We start from the raw sequence: 17719 nt of genomic DNA, 5'->3' as shown, positions 1-17719 counted from the left end.
ACTAAACTCAGCCGAGTATCTGCTCAACAAATACTCAGGAGAGCGGGCGTTAGAAGCATTCAGACAGAAGAGCGGTTCAATAGGGTGACAAAAGGGCTTAGTCACCCTTTACGTTCGATATCGACGTCGCTGGCTTGGGTAAAATCGTCCAGCGCCATCATATGACCAAGCTTGCCCGCTTTGGTGGAGAGATAGTGCTCATTATGGGGATTCAGGCCGGTGGTAATTGGCAGGCGCTCAACCACGTTCACACCATCCCGGGTTAAGGCATCTACCTTACGAGGGTTGTTGGTCATCAGTTTTAATGCCGTGATACCCAAGTGGTTAAGCATCGGCACACACAGGTCGTAGCGACGCATGTCCGCACCAAAACCGAGTTGCTCATTGGCTTCAACCGTGTCTGCACCTTGGTCTTGCAGATGATAAGCGCGGATTTTATTCAGCAGCCCAATACCTCGCCCCTCCTGGCGCAGGTAGAACAGCACGCCACGACCTTCTTCGGCAATTCGCTTGAGCGCTTCTTGTAGCTGATAGCCGCAGTCGCAGCGCATGGAAAACAGCGCATCGCCGGTTAAACATTCAGAATGCACGCGCCCCAGTACTGGCTCGCCGCCGCTCACATCACCTAGCGTTAAGGCGATATGGTCTTTACCCGTGGCTTCGTCTTCGAAGCCGTGCATGGTGAATGTGGCCCAAGGGGTGGGCAGCCGGGAAGCGGCAATGAAGCGAATGGTCACAGGTTACCTCGTCGATTAACCAAACCAGCTAACCACACCGGTGTTGGAAAAATAAGAAAACATTCTACCAGGAAGCAGCGGTAGCCTCACGGTCTCAACAGGGAGAGGCGTTTTTAAGTACGTTTTTCAGTACAATTGCCGCCTTCAGACACAGTTATCTTCAAGTACCGTTATCTTCAAGTACAATGACTCCCTTACAATGCGGGCAAACTTCTCAAGAGCAAGTGTTTATGACCACCACACCTTTGCAAAACGACCGTTTTCTTCGCGCGCTGGCTCGCCAGCCCGTCGACCGCACTCCGGTGTGGATGATGCGCCAAGCAGGCCGATACCTGCCAGAATATCGCGCCAGTCGCGCCGATGCGGGCAGTTTTATGGATCTGTGTCGCAACCATGACCTAGCTTGTGAAGTAACGCTACAGCCCCTTGAGCGTTACCCACTAGATGCCGCCATTCTATTCTCCGACATCCTCACCATCCCAGATGCGATGGGGCTAGGGCTTTATTTCGAAACCGGTGAAGGCCCGAAATTCAGAAAAACCGTGCGCACTCCAGAAGAGGTTGCAGCGTTAACGGTGCCCAACGCCGAGCGCGATCTCGATTATGTGATGCGCGCCGTATCGACCATTCGTCGTGAGCTGAACGGCCGCATGCCGTTGATCGGCTTTTCGGGCAGCCCCTGGACGCTAGCCACCTACATGGTGGAAGGCGGTTCTAGCAAAGATTTCCGCCACCTGAAAACCATGCTTTACGATACGCCAGACACCATGCACCAATTGCTGGATACCCTGGCGCAGTCGGTAACCGACTACCTAAACGCGCAGATTCGCGCCGGCGCTCAGGCAGTACAGATTTTTGATACCTGGGGCGGTGCACTTTCAACCCCCGCCTACCTGGAATTTTCACTGCGCTACATGGAGCAAATTGTCTCTGGCCTGATTCGTGAGCACGATGGTCGCCATGTGCCGGTTATTCTGTTTACCAAGAACGGCGGCCAATGGCTGGAGCACATCGCCTGTGCCGGAGCCGATGCGCTAGGTATCGATTGGTCCACCGAACTTTCCGACGCCCGCGCACGGGTAGGCCATAAAGTAGCGCTGCAAGGCAACCTCGACCCTAATGTGTTGTTCGCACGTCCTTCTGCCATCCGCGCGGAAGTCGCACGGGTGTTGGAAAGCTATGGGCACGGTCCTGGCCACGTCTTTAACTTGGGCCATGGCATCAGCCAGTTCACTAATCCGGATCACGTCACCGCCTTTATGGAGGCGCTGCACGATTTAAGCCCGCAGTATCATCAAAGCATTTCTACCCAAACAGACGCCCCGTGCCCAGGAGCAAAGTAATGAGCGATTTACGCGACGACCAGTGGTTTACCGAAGTATTTGATAGCCACGGCAGCGCTTTCTCGCTGAAAGTCACTGAGAAGCTGCTGGATGTGCAAAGCCCCTACCAGCACTTAGAAGTGTACGCCACCGAGACCTACGGCAACCTGATGGTGCTGGATGGCTGCGTGATGCTGACCGATCGCGACAACTTCCTCTACCACGAAATGATTGCCCACCCGGCGTTGTTCACTCATCAAGATCCCAAGCGGGTAGTGATTATTGGCGGTGGCGACTGCGGCACGCTGAAGGAAGTGCTGCGTCATCCGGGCGTTGAGAAAGTCACGCAAATCGACATCGATGAGGAAGTGACAAAGGCCGCCGAGCGCTTCTTCCCCGCGCTAGTAGAAGCTAACGGTGACCCACGTGCCGAGCTGCTGTTTGCGGATGGTGTGAAGTGGGTAGACGACGCAGCCGACGAGAGCATCGACGTGCTGATCATCGACTCTACCGACCCGGTCGGCCCTGCAGAAGGCCTGTTCAAAACCGACTTTTTGAAGCGCTGCCACCGCATTCTTAAAAGCGGCGGCGTGATGGTGCAGCAGAGCGAATCACCGCTTTACCACAGCGGCTCTATCATTCGTGAACTACGTAACGACATGCGTGAAGCGGGCTTTGATAGCGTAGCCACACTGCCCTTCCCCCAGCCGGTTTACCCTTCAGGCTGGTGGAGTGTCACGTTGGCCGGTAAAGCGACCAGCGTTGAAAGCTTCCGCGAACAGGCTGCCGCTGAGCATCAAATGCCGCTACAGTACTACACTAGTGATGCTCACCGTGGTGCACTATCGCTGCCGCCTTTTATGCGTAAAGCCTTCGCATAACAGTGCGTCTGCGAATAGCCAAAAAGCCGAGCATTGCTCGGCTTTTTATATGCTTACGTTTACTAGCCCTTTCACGTTAAGGAATAACAAATGAAAACCGTTCGTTGGTTGGGAGTAGGAATTGGTGTTTTAGTACCGGCGATGGCTATGGCCAGCACGCTGGAAACCGTTCAGGAGCGCGACAGCGTGCGCTGTGGCGTTAACGCTGCCCAGCCAGGCTTTTCGTCATTAGATGACGACGACCAATACCGAGGCCTGGATACCGATGTGTGCCGTGCTATTGCCGCCGCGGCGCTTGGCGACGCGACAAAAGTAGATTTCGTGCCACTCGACTCAGTAGAGCGTTTTACCGCGCTGCAGTCTGGCGAAGTCGATGTACTATCACGCACCACAACTTGGACCTCAAGCCGTGACACAACAATGGGGATGAATTTTACCGGCGTGAGTTACTACGATGGCCAAGCCTTTATGGTGGCCAGCGATCTAGGCGTGCAAAGCGCCAAAGAGCTTGATGGCGCAGCAGTTTGCACCCAGTCTGGCACCACCAGCGAACTCAATCTTTCTGATTACTTCCGCATCAACGGCATGACTTATGATGCTGTCGTTTTTGATGCGCCCGAGCAGTCGATTGCCGGCTTTGAAGCGGGCCGCTGCGATGTTTTAAGCTCTGACGCTTCCCAACTGTATGCCCAGCGGATGCAGCTTGCTGATCCCGACATGGCGGTCGTGCTCCCTGAAATTATTTCGAAAGAGCCGCTGGGCCCAGCCGTTCGTCAAAATGATGACCAATGGTTCAATCTTGTGAAGTGGTCGCTGTTTGCCATGCTAAATGCGGAAGAACTGGGCATTACACAAGCTAACGTAGATGAACAGCTTAATTCGGAAAACCCTGATGTCATGCGCTTGCTTGGCCAAGATGGTGACTTCGGCGAGCCAATGGGTATCAATTCTGACTGGGCATACCAAATCATCAAGCAGGTGGGTAACTATGCCGATATCTTTGATAGAAACGTTGGTGCCGACTCCGACTTCAAGATTGCCAGAGGCTTAAACGCCTTGTGGAAAGATGGTGGCATTCAATACGCACCGCCTATTCGTTAATCTTGTTCATCCTTTAAGCTCGTTAATTCATAACGCTGAGCTACCTTTTTTTAAGCTAGCAGTCACATTAGCGACTACGCATTAAAATAGAGCAATCACTAGTCGCTAATGTTTCTTTTTGCACCAATACTTTCGTATACAGCAGGGATTTTGCGTTGAAAAGCGCTGAATTTGACGACATATCCTTTCTGGCACCTTCCTTGCTAGCTTTTAGTGTCATGCATCTGCATGCATAACGACATTAAATCGAGTAAGGGGAAAGACCATGATGAATAAGAAACACTTGGTACTGCTGGCCTCCGCGGGTGCTATCACGCTGGCCGGTGTCGCCACTGCTCAGGCTGATACGTTAGCAGACACGAAGGAACGCGGCGCTGTTCAGTGCGGCGTCAGCGATGGCCTGCCAGGTTTTTCTGCCCCGGACGATGAAGGTAACTGGCAAGGACTCGACGTTGATGTATGTCGTGCCGTTGCCGCCGCCGTTCTCGGTGATGCTGATGCGGTGAACTATATTTCCCTGAACGCCGTAGAGCGCTTTACAGCCCTTCAGTCTGGCGAAGTCGATGTACTATCACGTAATACCACTTGGACCACCACTCGTGACACTACCCTGGGCCTTAACTTCACTGGCGTGACCTTTTACGACGGTATCGGCTTCCTAGTTAACCGCGATCTGGGGCTTAGTGGTGCCAGCGAATTGGATGGTGCCGCTATTTGTATTCAGTCTGGCACCACGACCGAACTCAACGTAGCCGACTACTTCCGCGCCAACGATATGCAGTTCGACCCCATTGTATTTGATACCTCTGAACAAACCGTGGGCGGCTTCCAGTCTGGGCGCTGTGATGTATTGACCTCGGATACCTCTCAGCTGGCGGCACTGCGTATTCAGCTAGATGACCCGGACAGCGCGGTCATTCTACCCGACATTATTTCCAAAGAGCCTCTGGGCCCTGTTGTACGTCAAGGCGACGATGTATGGTTTAACATCGTGAAGTGGTCGCTATTCGCCATGATTAACGGCGAAGAGTATGGCGTCACCAGTGAAAATGCCGAAGAGATGCTCAACTCTGAGAATCCTGATGTTGCCCGCCTACTTGGCCAAGATGGCAACTATGGTGAAGGCATGGGCTTAGAAGCCGACTGGGCCTACAACATCCTCAGCCAAGTCGGTAACTACGGCGAAAGCTTTGAGCGCAACGTCGGCATGGGCTCTCCACTTGAAATTGAACGTGGTGTTAACGCCCTCTGGAACCAAGGTGGCTTCCAGTACGCACCGCCGATTCGCTAAGCGTCTCGTTTGACCCCGGCCCGCCGCTCCATGCTTCCAAGGGCATCGGCGGGCCATTTGATTGACCGTCCGTATCGCGGAGACGCCTTCCATGTCCGTAAGTCCTAACACTCGTCCCGCTGGCCACAAGCCGCCGTTTTGGCGAGATCGCGCCAAACGTGCGCTTATTTTCCAGCTACTCCTCGTCGCCGCTGTGGCAGCCTTTTTGTTCTACATTGTCGGTAATGTCCAAGACAACTTATCCGCACGTGGTATCACCACCGGGTTTGGTTTCTTGGGCAACACCGCAGGTTTTGGGATTGTGCAGAGTCTGATCGACTACTCATCTCAAAGCACTTATGGCCGCACCTTCTTGGTCGGCTTACTGAATACGTTGCTGGTGGGTGGCCTAGGGGTATTGGCCGCGACCATCATTGGCTTTATTGTGGGCATCGCCCGCCTGTCGCCTAACTGGCTGCTAGCGCGCTTAGCCACTGCCTATATCGAAACTTTCCGCAATATCCCGCTGCTACTGCAAATATTCTTCTGGTACTTTGCGGTATTACGCACGATGCCAAGCGCCAGAGATAGCCTGGCATTTGGTGAAGTCATCTTTCTCAACGTACGCGGACTGTATTTACCCCAACCGCTGTTTGAGTCTGGCTTTGGCTTGATCCCGCTTACCTTCCTTATCGCCATTGTTGCCAGTATTGCCCTGGTGATATGGAACAAGCGTCGCCACGAAGCCACCGGTAAACGCCTGCCGGCTTACTGGATATCATTTGTGCTGATTTTTGGCTTACCGCTATTAGTGCTCGTTGCTACTGGCGTGCCGGTTACCTGGGAAATGCCGGAACTACGCGGCTTTAATTTCCGTGGCGGTATTACGGTGATCCCTGAGTTCCTCGCACTTTGGCTGGCACTGTCGATTTATACCGCCTCCTTTATTGCCGAAATTGTCCGCTCTGGTATTCAGGCAATTTCGCACGGGCAAACAGAAGCCGCCCAGGCGCTAAGCCTGCCACGCAACTTGGTACTTCGTCTGGTGGTTATTCCTCAGGCACTGCGCGTCATTATTCCACCGCTAACCAGCCAGTACTTGAACTTGATTAAGAACTCGTCGCTGGCAACCGCCATCGGTTATCCCGACCTTGTCTCGGTATTTGCAGGTACCACGCTGAACCAGACCGGCCAAGCCATTGAGGTTATTGCGATGACCATGGCGGTCTACCTAACCATCAGCCTGCTGGTGTCCATGTTTATGAACTGGTTCAACGCCCGAGTGGCACTGGTTGAACGCTAGGCCGACGGTGAGGATATTTCCATGATCCATAATCAAACAATCATTAAAGGGCGGCCAGCTCCCAGTAGCTCAGTTGGGGCAGTTGCTTGGCTGCGTGCCAATTTGTTCAATGGTCCGATCAATACCCTCCTTACTCTTATCGGGCTTTACATACTCTATTTGCTTGTCGTTCCCACCGTTCAGTGGGCGTTTTTGAACGCCGATTGGATCGGTACCACACGAGATGACTGTTCTCGGGAAGGGGCTTGCTGGGTCTTCATCAATGCACGCTTAACCCAGTTTATCTACGGTCTGTATCCCCGTGAGGAAATCTGGCGAGCCAACATCGTCTTTGCTGGTTTCTTTACGCTGATAGCCTGGCTAGCCATTCCACGCCTGCCCCTCAAACGTTGGGTGGCGATATTCGCTCTTATCGGCTTCCCCATCGTTGCCTATGTGCTGCTGCACGGCGGCTACTTTGACATGCCTCGCGTGCCTACGCATCGCTGGGGTGGCTTGCTGCTAACCCTGCTGCTGGCGACCGTCGGTATGGTGGGCGCACTGCCTATCGGTATTGTGCTGGCGTTGGGGCGACGCTCCAATATGCCCATCGTGAAAAGCTTCTGCGTCGTCTTTATCGAGTTCTGGCGTGGGGTACCGCTGATTACGGTGCTATTCATGGCCTCGGTAATGCTGCCGCTTTTTCTACCTTCTGAGATGAATGTAGACCGTTTAGTGCGGGCACTGATCGGCCTAACGCTATTCCAAAGCGCCTACATGGCCGAGGTTATTCGTGGTGGCCTGCAAGCCATTCCAAAGGGCCAGGAAGAAGCAGCTGCGGCGCTCGGTATGACCTACTGGAAGCGCATGGGGCTGATCGTGCTTCCCCAAGCGCTGAAAATGATGATTCCTGGCATCGTCAATACCTTCATTTCGCTGTTTAAAGACACCACCCTGGTCATGATCATCGGGCTATTTGACCTATTGGGGATCGTGCAAGCGGCACTAGCCGACTCACGCTGGCTGGGCTTCTCGCTGGAAGGCTATGTCTTTGCCGCCTTCATGTTCTGGGTCTTCTGTTTCAGCATGTCGCGCTATAGCCAGTATTTAGAGCGCAAGCTACACACCGGTCATAAGCGCTAACGCCGCTTTTATTAACGATTTTTTAGCAGGATAAAGACATGACTCAAGCAGCTACCGACATCTCTGGCACCCCGACTTCGGATCTGATGGTTGAAATGCGCGGCGTTAATAAATGGTACGGTGATTTCCACGTGCTGCGCGATATCGACCTGGAAGTAAAACGCGGCGAGCGTATCGTTATTTGCGGGCCTTCAGGCTCGGGAAAATCAACCTTGATTCGCTGTATTAACCACCTGGAAGAGCACCAGCAAGGCGATATCGTGGTAGGCGGTGTACCGCTTACCCAAGACGTTAAGCGTATCGAGCAAATCCGCCGTAGTGTGGGCATGGTATTCCAGCACTTCAACCTCTTTCCTCACTTAACCGTGCTAGAGAACTGCTGTATCGCGCCCATGTGGGTGCAAAAAAAGCCGCGCCGCGAGGCGGAAGAAATGGCCATGCAGTACTTGGAACGGGTGCGTATTGCCGAACAGGCGCTTAAGTACCCGGGTCAGCTTTCCGGCGGCCAGCAGCAGCGGGTCGCCATTGCCCGCTCACTGTGCATGCACCCTGACGTCATGCTCTTCGACGAACCAACGTCGGCCCTTGACCCAGAAATGATCAAGGAAGTGCTAGACGTCATGGTCGAGCTTGCCAATGAAGGCATGACCATGCTGTGTGTGACCCACGAAATGGGCTTTGCCAAAACCGTCGCCGACCGGGTGATTTTTATGGACCAAGGGCAAATCATCGAAGAAAACGCGCCTGAGCCGTTCTTCAATAACCCGCAGTCAGAACGTACCCAGCTATTCTTAAGCCAGATTCTGGGGCACTAAGTAACGCAATTGGTAAAGCAGTTAATAAAGCAATGGGCCTCAGCGAAGGCCCATTGTTATCTGCAACGATGCCGATTCATTGCCCGCTCTCCCGCAACCACTGCCAGTCCGCACCAGAAACTGACTAACTGCCCAGTGGAGTAATACTGGCAGGCTGCAGGGCAGGTTGCTCGCGATGTTGCATGAGCGGTTTATCGGCGAGAGCTGTGAGCAGTATCTGTAGTGGATCGCCATGGCTCACCACCAGTACCGTCTCGCCTTCACAGCGGCGCTCTAGCTCCTCAATCACTGCACACATCCGCTTGGCGACGTGACTAACCGCCTCCACCTGATGCTGTTGATGGTCAGCATCTTGGGCATCTAACGCCCAGACGTCAGGGTAATGCCGATCCGATTGGCCATCGAGTTCACCGAAGTAGCGCTCACGAAGGCGCTCCTCTTTTTCCAGCGTTAAGCCAAACGCTGTAGCGACTCGATCAGCGGTTTGTGTTGTCCGCAAAAAGTCTGAGTGCAGCACCTTGGTGGGCGTCGGCCAACACCATTGTGCAACGACTGTTGAGAGCTGCTCTTCGCCCAGAGGCGACAAGCCGAAGTCGCAAAGACCACGCCCAGGCGAACTAATAATGAGGCCTTGTTCGTTCGCTTGGCTATGGCCATGGCGCATCAACAGATAGCGATTTCGCCAATGGTAGAAGGTGGCTGTGAAAGTGTTTGACATATCTTCGTAATAAACCCTAGATTGAAAGAGATCGTTTTCGAAAAATAAACATCTAGCGCTACAAATGTCCACTTGCGAAACGTACGCGCAGTAAAAGAAGCGCTGAATTCGATAGTGGATAGCACAACACAAAAATAACGCACATAAGAGGCTAACTATGGAAACATCACGTTTCTGCAAGCGCCCGCTTGCCATGCTAGCGGCTGCATCACTGCTCCCCTTCGCACTCCTCTCTACCCATGCTTTAGCAGAGTGCGAGCGTGGCGACCTGGACCCAATGTACTGCGATGAAAACGGCGACATGGTGGCTGATCGGCCAAGTGACGAGTCTGAATGGGCGAACCCAGACACGCTTATTTTTGCTTATACCCCGGTAGAAGACCCGGCCATTTATTCGGATATCTGGCAGCCCTTTATTGATCATCTATCCGAGGTCACCGAACGCGATGTGCGTTTCTTTGCTGTTCAATCTAACGCCGCACAAGTCGAAGCCATGCGCAGCGGGCGCTTACACATTGCGGGCTTCTCGACCGGCCCGACGCCTTTTGCCGTTAACTTGGCAGGCGCGGTGCCCTTCGCACTGATGGGGTCTGATGATGGTCAGTTCGGCTACACCCTGCAGCTCTTTACCCACGCAGATTCAGACATTGAAAGCCTGGAAGACCTCAAGGGCAAGCGTGTTGCCCACACCTCGCCTACATCCAACTCCGGCAATCTAGCGCCGCGTGCCTTACTGCCAGAGCTTGGCATCACCCCCGAAGAGGATTACGAAATCGTTTACTCGGGCAGCCATGACCAATCGATGCTGGGCGTCGTCGCACGAGACTACGATGCCGCGCCGGTGGCTTCTGAAGTGGTCGAACGTATGGCAGCACGCGGCCTTTACGATGAGGAAGATGTACGTCTGATCTACGAATCTGATCGATTCCCCACGACCTCCTATAACTACGCCCATAACCTACACCCGGATCTTGTAGAAAAAATCGAGGAAGCCTTCTTTACCTTCGATTTCGTCGGCACCGAGCTTGGCGAAGAGTTTGAAGGCGTCGAAAAGTTTATTCCGATTAATTACAAAGATAACTGGCAAGTGATTCGTACCATCCAGGCAGCTAATGACGTGAGCTATACACGAGAAAACCTAGAGTAATAGCGATTGCGCCGCCTCCGGCGGCGCGATTATTCGCCTTTCGATGGAAACAATTACATGCTGGAAATTACCAATCTGGTCAAGCGTTATGGCCACAACGAGGCAGTGCTGAAAGGACTCGACCTTAAAGTAGAGGGCAACAGCGTTGTTTCGATTGTCGGCGCATCCGGTGCCGGTAAAAGCACCATGCTTCGCTGCATCAATCGCTTAGTAGAACCTACATCGGGCTCTATCAAACTCAACGGCACCGAACTGGTGAATGTGAAAGGCGCTGAGTTACGCCGTGCCCGGCGCAAAATTGGCATGGTTTTCCAGGGGTTTAACTTACTTGATCGCCTCACCGTTATGGAGAACGTACTGGCCGGGCGGCTTGGCTACGTTAATCTCTATCAAGCAATCTCGCGTCGCTACCCTCAAGCCGATATTGAGCGCGCATTTACCCTTATGGAGCGCGTTGGGATTGCTCATTACGCCAATAAACGTGCCGATGAGCTTTCTGGCGGTGAGCGCCAGCGTGTCGGGGTGGTGCGGGCATTGATGCAAGAGCCCGACCTGTTGCTGGCCGACGAACCAACGGCATCACTCGACCCGCGCACGTCCGAGCAAATAATGATACTGCTGCAGAGCCTTGCCAGTGAGCTTTCGCTACCGGTGTTGATCAATATTCATAACGTTGCGCAGGCAAAAACCTACACTGAGCGCATTGTCGGCTTACGCCACGGCAAAATGATTTTTGATGGAGTGCCTGCAGACTTCAACAAAGACGCTCTTGATGCCATTTATGGTGGTATTGAAGCGCCTGATGACGCTATTACTGAGCAGCCCGGTGACCATGCTGAGGAGCCACGACATGACGCCGTCTGACGCCCCGTCTCCCCCACGCACCTGGAAAAAACCGCCATTCATTGCCAACCCCATCATCCGCTACGGCATTTTCATTGTCGCTGCGATTTATCTGGTGTGGGCTTTCGGCTCTTTGCCGTTTAACTGGGCGCGCATTTCAGAAGGCTTACCACGGGCAGCGCGTATCTTTAGCGGCGGCTTTCCACCCAGTCTGGAACGTTACGAGCTACTCCTGACAGGCTTTAAAGAGAGCTTCCAAATTGCCATTCTCGCCACATTGCTAGGCGTTTTTTTATCGATTCCTTTTGCGGTGATGGCCGCTCGTAACATTGCCCCGATGCCCATTTACGTGATTGGCCGCGCGGTCATTATTATCTCGCGCAGCTTTCACCCCGTTATCGTGGCTATTTTATTCGTGGCGGCCGTTGGCTTTGGGCCGCTGGCAGGTATTTTAACGCTGACGCTCTACTCCATCGGGTTTGTTGGAAAGCTGCTAGCAGAAGAGATCGAAGAGATTGACTGGGGGCAGGTAGAAGCCATGCGCGCGGCAGGAGCAGGCTACATTGCCACGCTTTATTACGCCGTCTTTCCACAAATATTGCCCCGCCAGGTCGGCCTATCGATGTACCAGCTTGATAGCAACCTACGCGCCTCTGCGGTAGTCGGCATCGTCGGTGCAGGCGGTATTGGTGGCACATTAATGAATGCCTTTGGCCGCTATGATTACGACTTCGCCTTTGCGATTCTACTGGTCATTATTGCGGTTATTTTACTGAGTGAAGGCATCAGCGGCTGGGTGAGGAAAAAAATATGGTAGATCACGCTCAGCAACTTGCCGACCGTGTTTGGCATCGCTACGACCGTAAAGAACGCTTAATCCGCTACGCTGTACTGCTAGGCACACTGATGCTGGTGTTCTGGGCGGTTCGCGATATTGATATTTTCTGGCCCTGGGTTTGGGATGCGCCCAATCAAATGTCTAATTTGGCTGGGCGCATGTGGCCACCCAGCACTGCCGGGTTAAGCAACATTCTGAACGCGCTACTGGAAACCGTGCATATCGCGACATTAGCCACATTTCTGACTATTTTTCTCGCCTTGCCGGTCGCCTATATCGCCGCCCAGAACACCACCCCCAATCGTGCCTGCCTATGGCTGGGGCGCTTTATTCTGGTCTCCAGCCGCTCGGTTAATACGATTATATGGGCGCTGTTATTCGTGGCTATTTTTGGCCCCGGCGTATTAGCAGGGATTCTGGCGATTGTGTTTCGCTCAGTCGGTTTTATTGGCAAATTAATGGGTGAAGCCATTGAAGAAATTGACCGCCGGCCGGTAGAGGCGATGGAAGCCACCGGCGCTTCAAAAGCAAAAGTGGTCGCCTACGCCATTGTGCCCCAGGTGATGCCAGCCTTTTTTGCCATTGTGATTCTGCGCTGGGATATCAACATCCGGGAATCCACGGTGCTGGGGCTCGTTGGCGCAGGTGGCATAGGCGTGATTCTGCAAGGCGCTATCGACACCTTTGCTTGGCCGACAGTCGCTACTATTTTGATCGCGATTATCATCTTAGTACTGATTGGCGAAGCCATTACGAGTCTGTTACGCAGCAGGGTACTTTAAACACCACACAGTGCTTTAAATTTAACACCGTACTTTAACGCTCCCAGAGATGCTCTAACGCTACGCAAGTGTTTGACCAAACGGCAAATGCTTGCCATGGTTAGAGAGTAACTAACGACAAGGAGGACGTACGACGATGACCACCTATATCGTGGTAGCTGACGCCGCCCGCGCACGTATTTTCACCCGTGATGCGTTGAATCTCACTGAGCATGAGAGCCTTGTACACGCAGCAGGCAGGCTGCACGAAGGTGATTTAATCACCGACCGCCGCGGTGCCGATGTTCATGAATCTACGTCAACCTCATCGCGCTCGTCAGGAGAGGAGGGTGCCGCCTCGCAGCATGAAAATGAGCTGTTTGCCAAAGAAGTTGCCAAGCGCTTATATGACGCACGCGTCGATAACAGCATGGAAAAGCTTATTATGGTCGCGCCGCCGAAATTTCTTGGGTTACTGCGAGAGAAGCTTGATAACACCACCCACAAGTTGGTTATTCACACGCTTTCAAAAGATTTGAGTAAAGCCTCCCTGGCCGATATTCAAAACGCCGTTAGCGACCTACGCTAATGCTCTCTACGTCACTCATACTGCGCTATTAAGCACGCTTTTCTACTAAAGAAGTGGTCGTTCTTGCCGATAGTCGTCAGACCCCTGACGATTTAGAGAGCGACCATGTTTTCCTCCCTACGAGCCCGCATCTTACTAGCCGCCCTCACGGCCATTATTGTAGCCCTCATCATTAATGGCATAGCCAGCTACACCACCGTCAAGCATCATAATAATCAACAAGTAAGTCGCAATCTCAGTGCCGTCGTTAACGGTAACACCCAGGCGATTAATGAGTGGTTTAACGCTCGCTATACCATGCTGGCCAGCATGGACGATGCGGTTAGCAGCAGCGACCCGCTTGCCGCATTGCGTCAGTTGGCGGATTCTGGGAGCTTCATGACTGCCTATCTAGCTTATCCCTCTACGTCCGATGCTATTTTTTCTGATAACTGGCAGCCACCTAGTGATTATGACCCTCGCCAACGCCCCTGGTATCAAGACGCTGCCAACGCCAAAGACACCATTATCACAACGCCTTATGTCGATGCCCAAACAGGGGGATTAATCGTTACCTTTGCACGCCCCTTCTACCGTAACGGGCAGCTTGCTGCGGTCATTGGCGCAGACATCACCATTGAGGATGTCATTGATATCGTGGACAGTATCGCCCCGACACCTTCAAGCTTTGGTTTCTTGGCAACACAAGATGGCACGCTCGTCGCACATCCCGACGCCGCGTTAACGCTTGAGCCGTCCTCAGTGTTGAGCCGCGATCTAACCAACGACAGCTTAGCTAAGATTATCCAGGCTGAAGAGCCTCAAGCGCTTGAACTGCAAAACAGTGGCAAGCTGCTGATGGGCAGCACAGTGGGCGGCAGCAGTGGTTGGCAGTTAGTCGTAGCGCTTGATGAGCACGAAGCCACCGCAGGCCTGCGTGCCATTGCGACTACCTCGATTATCACTTTGCTGATTGTCGCGGCCATCACCGCCGTTATATTTGGAATCCTGCTTTCATTGATGCTGCGTAGACTACTTGGCGTGCGCAACGCGATGGATAACATTGCCTCGGGAGATGGCGACTTAACCCTACGTTTGCCAGAAGAAGGCAACGATGAAGTGACCCAAATTGCCAGCGCGTTCAACCGTTTTGTCGGCAAAATGGAAGCCGTATTGGTTGATGTCCGCACGAGCAGTGAAGCGGTTCATCACGCGGCCAACGAAATTGCCATGGGTGGTCAGGATTTATCACGCCGTACCGATAACGCGGCCGCAAGCCTGCAGCAAACATCTGCGTCAATCGAGGAAATCACCAGCACCGTTCAACACACTGCCGCATCCGCCCAACAAGCCAACCAGCTCTCCCATGTAGCATCAGACGTTGCGAAGGAAGGCGGCCAAGTGGTGGCCAATGTCGTCACAACAATGGAAGACATTTCTCAAGCCTCTAATAAAATTGGTGAGATTGTCACGCTGATGAACAGCATTGCCTTCCAGACCAATCTGCTGGCACTCAACGCCTCCGTGGAAGCGGCCCGCGCAGGCGAGCATGGCCGCGGCTTTGCGGTAGTGGCCGACGAGGTCCGCAAACTGGCGGGCCGCAGCAGCGAAGCTGCCAACGATATTCAAAAGCTTATCGAAGACTCACAAAGCAAAGTCAACAATGGCACCTCTCTGGTACAAAATGCGGGGGCGACGATGCAGGATATTGTTGCCCATATCACCCGTGTTACCGATGTGCTGGAGGAGATTAACGCAGCCACCAGCGAGCAGAGCGACGGCATTAATCAAGTCAATATTGCCGTTGCCGAGCTTGACCGTATGACCCAAGAAAACGCTGCCATGGTTGAAGAATCCACCACCGCCGCCGAACAGCTGAAAGAACAAGCGGAGCATCTCGCGGGGACTATCAGCAGTTTTAAACTGTCCCACACTGCTTCGCCTGCTTTGCAAGTGCCCTACCAAGCACCTAACAGCCAACGTCTCCATATCGCCTAGGGATTACACTATGCATTTTCGCTCGTTACGCTCTTTTGTCGTGGCACTAGCAGGCCCTTGCCTGTTAGCCATTGTGGCCGCCCTAGTGGTGTATAACCTGGTCGCCGCCTCTCACACCCAACAAACCGTGGATGACCACACCAGTGAGCTTATGGAAGGCGCGTTGGATGCCCGCCTAAATGCCATTGCCGAAGCGGAAGGCCAGCGCATTCAGCGCGAGCTGGACAAAGCGATGACGCTGGCCAGCCAGCTAGCCACAACCAATGCGTTGATGGGCATGGAAGATGCAGAGGGCCAACGCGCGCTCTACTTAAGCCGCCGGCAGCTATCAAACCTTGTACGCCAAACCGTCGCCGACAACCCTGACCTATTGGATGCCTATATTGGCTGGGAGCCCAACGCTTTTGGAGATGACGCTCGCTACGCGGGTGAAGAGCGTTACGGCCATGACAGCAGCGGCCGCTTTATGCCTTGGTGGTACCGCACTGATGATGGTGAGCTGGCGATACTACCGCTAGGTGAGGACATCGAGAGCCAAGCACTCCTGGCAAGCGGCGTGCGCGAAGGTGAGTACTACCTGTGTCCGAAGGAAACCTTAGCTCCTTGTATTATCGACCCCGCAGCTTACGACTTCGGCGGTGAAACCCAGCTAGTCACCTCGTTCAACGCGCCGATCTTGGTAGATGGCGAATTTCGTGGTGTGGCAGGGATTGATTTGGCGCTTAACTTTATCCAAACCCTGTTAAACGACGCCAACCAGGCGCTTTATAATGGCGCTGGCCGGATGACACTGGTGGCAGGGCGTGGCGGCTTGGTAGCGGATACCGCTGGCAAAGAAGCCTTGGGCTTACCCGCTAGCGATTCGCTAAGTGACACGCTATTGGCAGGTATTGAGCAGGCCACAACGCAGGGCAGCCTACACAGCAGCATGGCCGACGGTATGTTCCAGCGTTATCAGCCTATTGCCCTTGGCAATACCGATCAGCCCTGGGTGCTGGTACTGCAGCTTCCCGAGTCAGTGGTACTGGCCGAACTGAATGCCTTGCAAGACGTGCTCAGCGAGCAGCGTCAGCAAAACACGCTGGGCATGACGCTGGTGGGCTTATTACTGGCAGCTATCGGTGTCGGCGCACTGTGGTGGATTGGTGGACGAATCGCACGCCCTCTTAAACGCCTGGCCAACCGGATGGAAGAGATCGCAACCGGACATGGCGACCTTACCCAACGCTTGCCAGTTCATGGCCGCGACGAGAGCGCAGCGGTAGCAGAACAGTTCAATGCCTTCGCGGAGAAAATCCAAACCATCTTGCTGGATGTACGGCGCAGCAGCGAAGCCGTAAATCATGCGGCCAATGAGATTACCCAAGGAGGGCAAGACCTATCTCGGCGCACCGAGCAGGCCGCCGCCAGCCTGCAGCAGACCTCTTCAGCCATGGAAGAGATCAGCAGTACCGTTGGCCACACCACCCATGCCTCACAGGAAGCCAGTGGGCTTTCCCAAACCGCCTCGGAGCTAGCATCTCGTACTGACAGTGCGTTTGAGCAGGTGGTCGCTACGATGACGGATATTCGCACCAACTCTGATGAAATTCAGAGCATTGTCAGTGTCATTGATGGCATCGCTTTCCAAACTAACCTGTTGGCGCTAAACGCATCCGTAGAGGCTGCCCGTGCAGGGGAGCATGGTCGTGGTTTTGCCGTCGTGGCTGATGAGGTACGCAAACTCGCCTCGCGCAGCAGCGACGCCGCCAAAGATATTCGCCAACGCATCGATGCCTCGGCAGGCAAGGTGGAAAGCGGTACCCAAATGGTACGTGATGCCGAAGCGGCTATGCATGAACTGGCTCAAAGCGTGACGCGCGTTACTCAAATGCTCGGCGATATCAGCACGGCCGCGCGCGAGCAAAACGATGGTATTAGTCAGGTAAGTATTGCAGTCACCGATCTAGACCAGATGACTCAGCAAAACGCAGCCCTAGTGGAGGAGTCCACCACCGCCGCCGAACAGCTAAAAGATCAGGCGAATCGGCTCGATGCACTAGTGGGTGGCTTCACCCTTGAAGCACATGACAGCCGCCATACACAGAGCCAGCACACACTGCCTGCGCCAACGCTGGCACAGTACTAAACGGCGACTCAACCAGACCGCCAGGAGATCGGCAGTAGCACAGGTTTATCGCTCTGCTGAACTTCGGCGGTCATTATCCTGCCCGGTCTCATTGCGAGGCTCACCTCGTTATCCATCCTGCCTTAGCTCAGTTTACTCCAGAGCATGTCTTCCCCGATGCGGGCCTA

At 53.8% G+C, this 17719-nt stretch carries 16 protein-coding genes; 14 read left to right on the top strand and 2 right to left on the bottom strand.

The window, feature by feature from the left end; all coding sequences use genetic code 11:
• Positions 1-101: 101 nt before the first annotated feature.
• Positions 102-737 carry a GTP cyclohydrolase II gene (ribA, locus tag HVE01_RS03315; protein WP_030071109.1) on the bottom strand — a complete coding sequence of 212 codons (636 nt, stop codon included), beginning with the start codon at positions 735-737 and terminating at the stop codon, positions 102-104.
• A gap of 230 nt (positions 738-967) precedes the next feature.
• On the opposite strand from ribA, the gene hemE reads away from it, so the two are divergent.
• The 7 genes from hemE to HVE01_RS03280 all read left to right on the top strand — a co-directional run bounded on the left by hemE (position 968) and on the right by HVE01_RS03280 (position 8551).
• The gene (gene hemE / locus HVE01_RS03310; RefSeq protein WP_146942337.1) at positions 968-2080 is read left to right on the top strand and encodes a uroporphyrinogen decarboxylase; all 1113 of its coding nucleotides are present in this window, start codon (positions 968-970) and stop codon (positions 2078-2080) included.
• Positions 2080-2940, top strand: a complete 861-nt coding sequence (gene speE / locus HVE01_RS03305) for a polyamine aminopropyltransferase (protein WP_125752837.1) — start codon at positions 2080-2082, stop codon at positions 2938-2940. Before hemE ends, speE begins: the two co-directional genes overlap by 1 nt.
• 90 nt (positions 2941-3030) lie before the next feature.
• On the top strand, positions 3031-4041 hold the full coding sequence (locus HVE01_RS03300) for an amino acid ABC transporter substrate-binding protein (protein ID WP_125752840.1): 1011 nt from the start codon (positions 3031-3033) through the stop codon (positions 4039-4041).
• Positions 4042-4306: 265 nt separating this feature from the next.
• Entirely contained in the window at positions 4307-5332 is a 1026-nt protein-coding gene (locus HVE01_RS03295) for an amino acid ABC transporter substrate-binding protein (RefSeq protein ID WP_125752843.1), read from the top strand.
• 91 nt (positions 5333-5423) lie between these two features.
• A complete protein-coding gene (locus HVE01_RS03290; protein WP_125752846.1) occupies positions 5424-6614 on the top strand; it encodes an amino acid ABC transporter permease in 1191 nt (396 codons plus the stop codon).
• Positions 6615-6635: 21 nt separating this feature from the next.
• The gene (locus HVE01_RS03285; protein ID WP_125752849.1) at positions 6636-7736 is read left to right on the top strand and encodes an amino acid ABC transporter permease; all 1101 of its coding nucleotides are present in this window, start codon (positions 6636-6638) and stop codon (positions 7734-7736) included.
• Positions 7737-7822: 86 nt separating this feature from the next.
• Complete coding sequence (locus HVE01_RS03280) at positions 7823-8551, top strand: amino acid ABC transporter ATP-binding protein (RefSeq protein WP_009723183.1); 729 nt, start codon at positions 7823-7825, stop codon at positions 8549-8551.
• 124 nt (positions 8552-8675) lie between these two features.
• Here the strand turns inward: HVE01_RS03280 and HVE01_RS03275 are convergent, their stop codons facing one another.
• Positions 8676-9269 carry a histidine phosphatase family protein gene (locus HVE01_RS03275; RefSeq protein WP_146942335.1) on the bottom strand — a complete coding sequence of 198 codons (594 nt, stop codon included), beginning with the start codon at positions 9267-9269 and terminating at the stop codon, positions 8676-8678.
• Positions 9270-9426: 157 nt separating this feature from the next.
• Between HVE01_RS03275 and phnD the strand changes: the two genes are divergently transcribed.
• The 7 genes from phnD (at position 9427) to HVE01_RS03240 (ending at position 17552) form a co-directional block, all read left to right on the top strand.
• Positions 9427-10416 carry a phosphate/phosphite/phosphonate ABC transporter substrate-binding protein gene (gene phnD, locus HVE01_RS03270; protein WP_146942333.1) on the top strand — a complete coding sequence of 330 codons (990 nt, stop codon included), beginning with the start codon at positions 9427-9429 and terminating at the stop codon, positions 10414-10416.
• Between the two features lie 57 nt (positions 10417-10473).
• Positions 10474-11280, top strand: coding sequence for a phosphonate ABC transporter ATP-binding protein (gene phnC / locus HVE01_RS03265; RefSeq protein WP_125752858.1), 807 nt, complete (start codon positions 10474-10476; stop codon positions 11278-11280).
• Entirely contained in the window at positions 11267-12076 is an 810-nt protein-coding gene (phnE, locus tag HVE01_RS03260; protein ID WP_146942331.1) for a phosphonate ABC transporter, permease protein PhnE, read from the top strand. The genes phnC and phnE (HVE01_RS03260) overlap by 14 nt, the downstream gene beginning before the upstream one ends.
• Positions 12070-12879: a phosphonate ABC transporter, permease protein PhnE gene (gene phnE / locus HVE01_RS03255; protein ID WP_125752865.1), complete on the top strand. Its 810-nt coding sequence runs from the start codon at positions 12070-12072 to the stop codon at positions 12877-12879. The genes phnE (HVE01_RS03260) and phnE (HVE01_RS03255) overlap by 7 nt, the downstream gene beginning before the upstream one ends.
• A 136-nt stretch (positions 12880-13015) precedes the next feature.
• Positions 13016-13447, top strand: a complete 432-nt coding sequence (locus tag HVE01_RS03250; RefSeq protein WP_038479465.1) for a host attachment protein — start codon at positions 13016-13018, stop codon at positions 13445-13447.
• Between the two features lie 105 nt (positions 13448-13552).
• The gene (locus HVE01_RS03245) at positions 13553-15424 is read left to right on the top strand and encodes a methyl-accepting chemotaxis protein (RefSeq protein ID WP_125752868.1); all 1872 of its coding nucleotides are present in this window, start codon (positions 13553-13555) and stop codon (positions 15422-15424) included.
• Positions 15425-15434: 10 nt separating this feature from the next.
• Positions 15435-17552 (top strand): methyl-accepting chemotaxis protein, encoded by a 2118-nt coding sequence (locus tag HVE01_RS03240; RefSeq protein WP_146942329.1) that lies wholly within the window; start codon positions 15435-15437, stop codon positions 17550-17552.
• Positions 17553-17719: the final 167 nt, after the last annotated feature.

Origin of the sequence: Vreelandella venusta, assembly GCF_007989605.1 — a bacterium.
Classification (GTDB): domain Bacteria; phylum Pseudomonadota; class Gammaproteobacteria; order Pseudomonadales; family Halomonadaceae; genus Vreelandella; species Vreelandella venusta.
This window is presented reverse-complemented; position numbering and strand designations above follow the sequence as displayed.

What these genes read in the sequence shown, in the direction of transcription:
- hemE (WP_146942337.1), top strand. Translation starts at nt 968, where the DNA reads ATGACCACCACACCTTTGCAAAACGACCGTTTTCTTCGCGCGCTGGCT.
- speE (WP_125752837.1), top strand. Translation starts at nt 2,080, where the DNA reads ATGAGCGATTTACGCGACGACCAGTGGTTTACCGAAGTATTTGATAGC.
- HVE01_RS03300 (WP_125752840.1), top strand. Translation starts at nt 3,031, where the DNA reads ATGAAAACCGTTCGTTGGTTGGGAGTAGGAATTGGTGTTTTAGTACCG.
- HVE01_RS03295 (WP_125752843.1), top strand. Translation starts at nt 4,307, where the DNA reads ATGATGAATAAGAAACACTTGGTACTGCTGGCCTCCGCGGGTGCTATC.
- HVE01_RS03290 (WP_125752846.1), top strand. Translation starts at nt 5,424, where the DNA reads ATGTCCGTAAGTCCTAACACTCGTCCCGCTGGCCACAAGCCGCCGTTT.
- HVE01_RS03285 (WP_125752849.1), top strand. Translation starts at nt 6,636, where the DNA reads ATGATCCATAATCAAACAATCATTAAAGGGCGGCCAGCTCCCAGTAGC.
- HVE01_RS03280 (WP_009723183.1), top strand. Translation starts at nt 7,823, where the DNA reads ATGGTTGAAATGCGCGGCGTTAATAAATGGTACGGTGATTTCCACGTG.
- HVE01_RS03275 (WP_146942335.1), bottom strand. Translation starts at nt 9,269, where the DNA reads ATGTCAAACACTTTCACAGCCACCTTCTACCATTGGCGAAATCGCTAT.
- phnD (WP_146942333.1), top strand. Translation starts at nt 9,427, where the DNA reads ATGGAAACATCACGTTTCTGCAAGCGCCCGCTTGCCATGCTAGCGGCT.
- phnC (WP_125752858.1), top strand. Translation starts at nt 10,474, where the DNA reads ATGCTGGAAATTACCAATCTGGTCAAGCGTTATGGCCACAACGAGGCA.
- phnE (WP_146942331.1), top strand. Translation starts at nt 11,267, where the DNA reads ATGACGCCGTCTGACGCCCCGTCTCCCCCACGCACCTGGAAAAAACCG.
- phnE (WP_125752865.1), top strand. Translation starts at nt 12,070, where the DNA reads ATGGTAGATCACGCTCAGCAACTTGCCGACCGTGTTTGGCATCGCTAC.
- HVE01_RS03250 (WP_038479465.1), top strand. Translation starts at nt 13,016, where the DNA reads ATGACCACCTATATCGTGGTAGCTGACGCCGCCCGCGCACGTATTTTC.
- HVE01_RS03245 (WP_125752868.1), top strand. Translation starts at nt 13,553, where the DNA reads ATGTTTTCCTCCCTACGAGCCCGCATCTTACTAGCCGCCCTCACGGCC.
- HVE01_RS03240 (WP_146942329.1), top strand. Translation starts at nt 15,435, where the DNA reads ATGCATTTTCGCTCGTTACGCTCTTTTGTCGTGGCACTAGCAGGCCCT.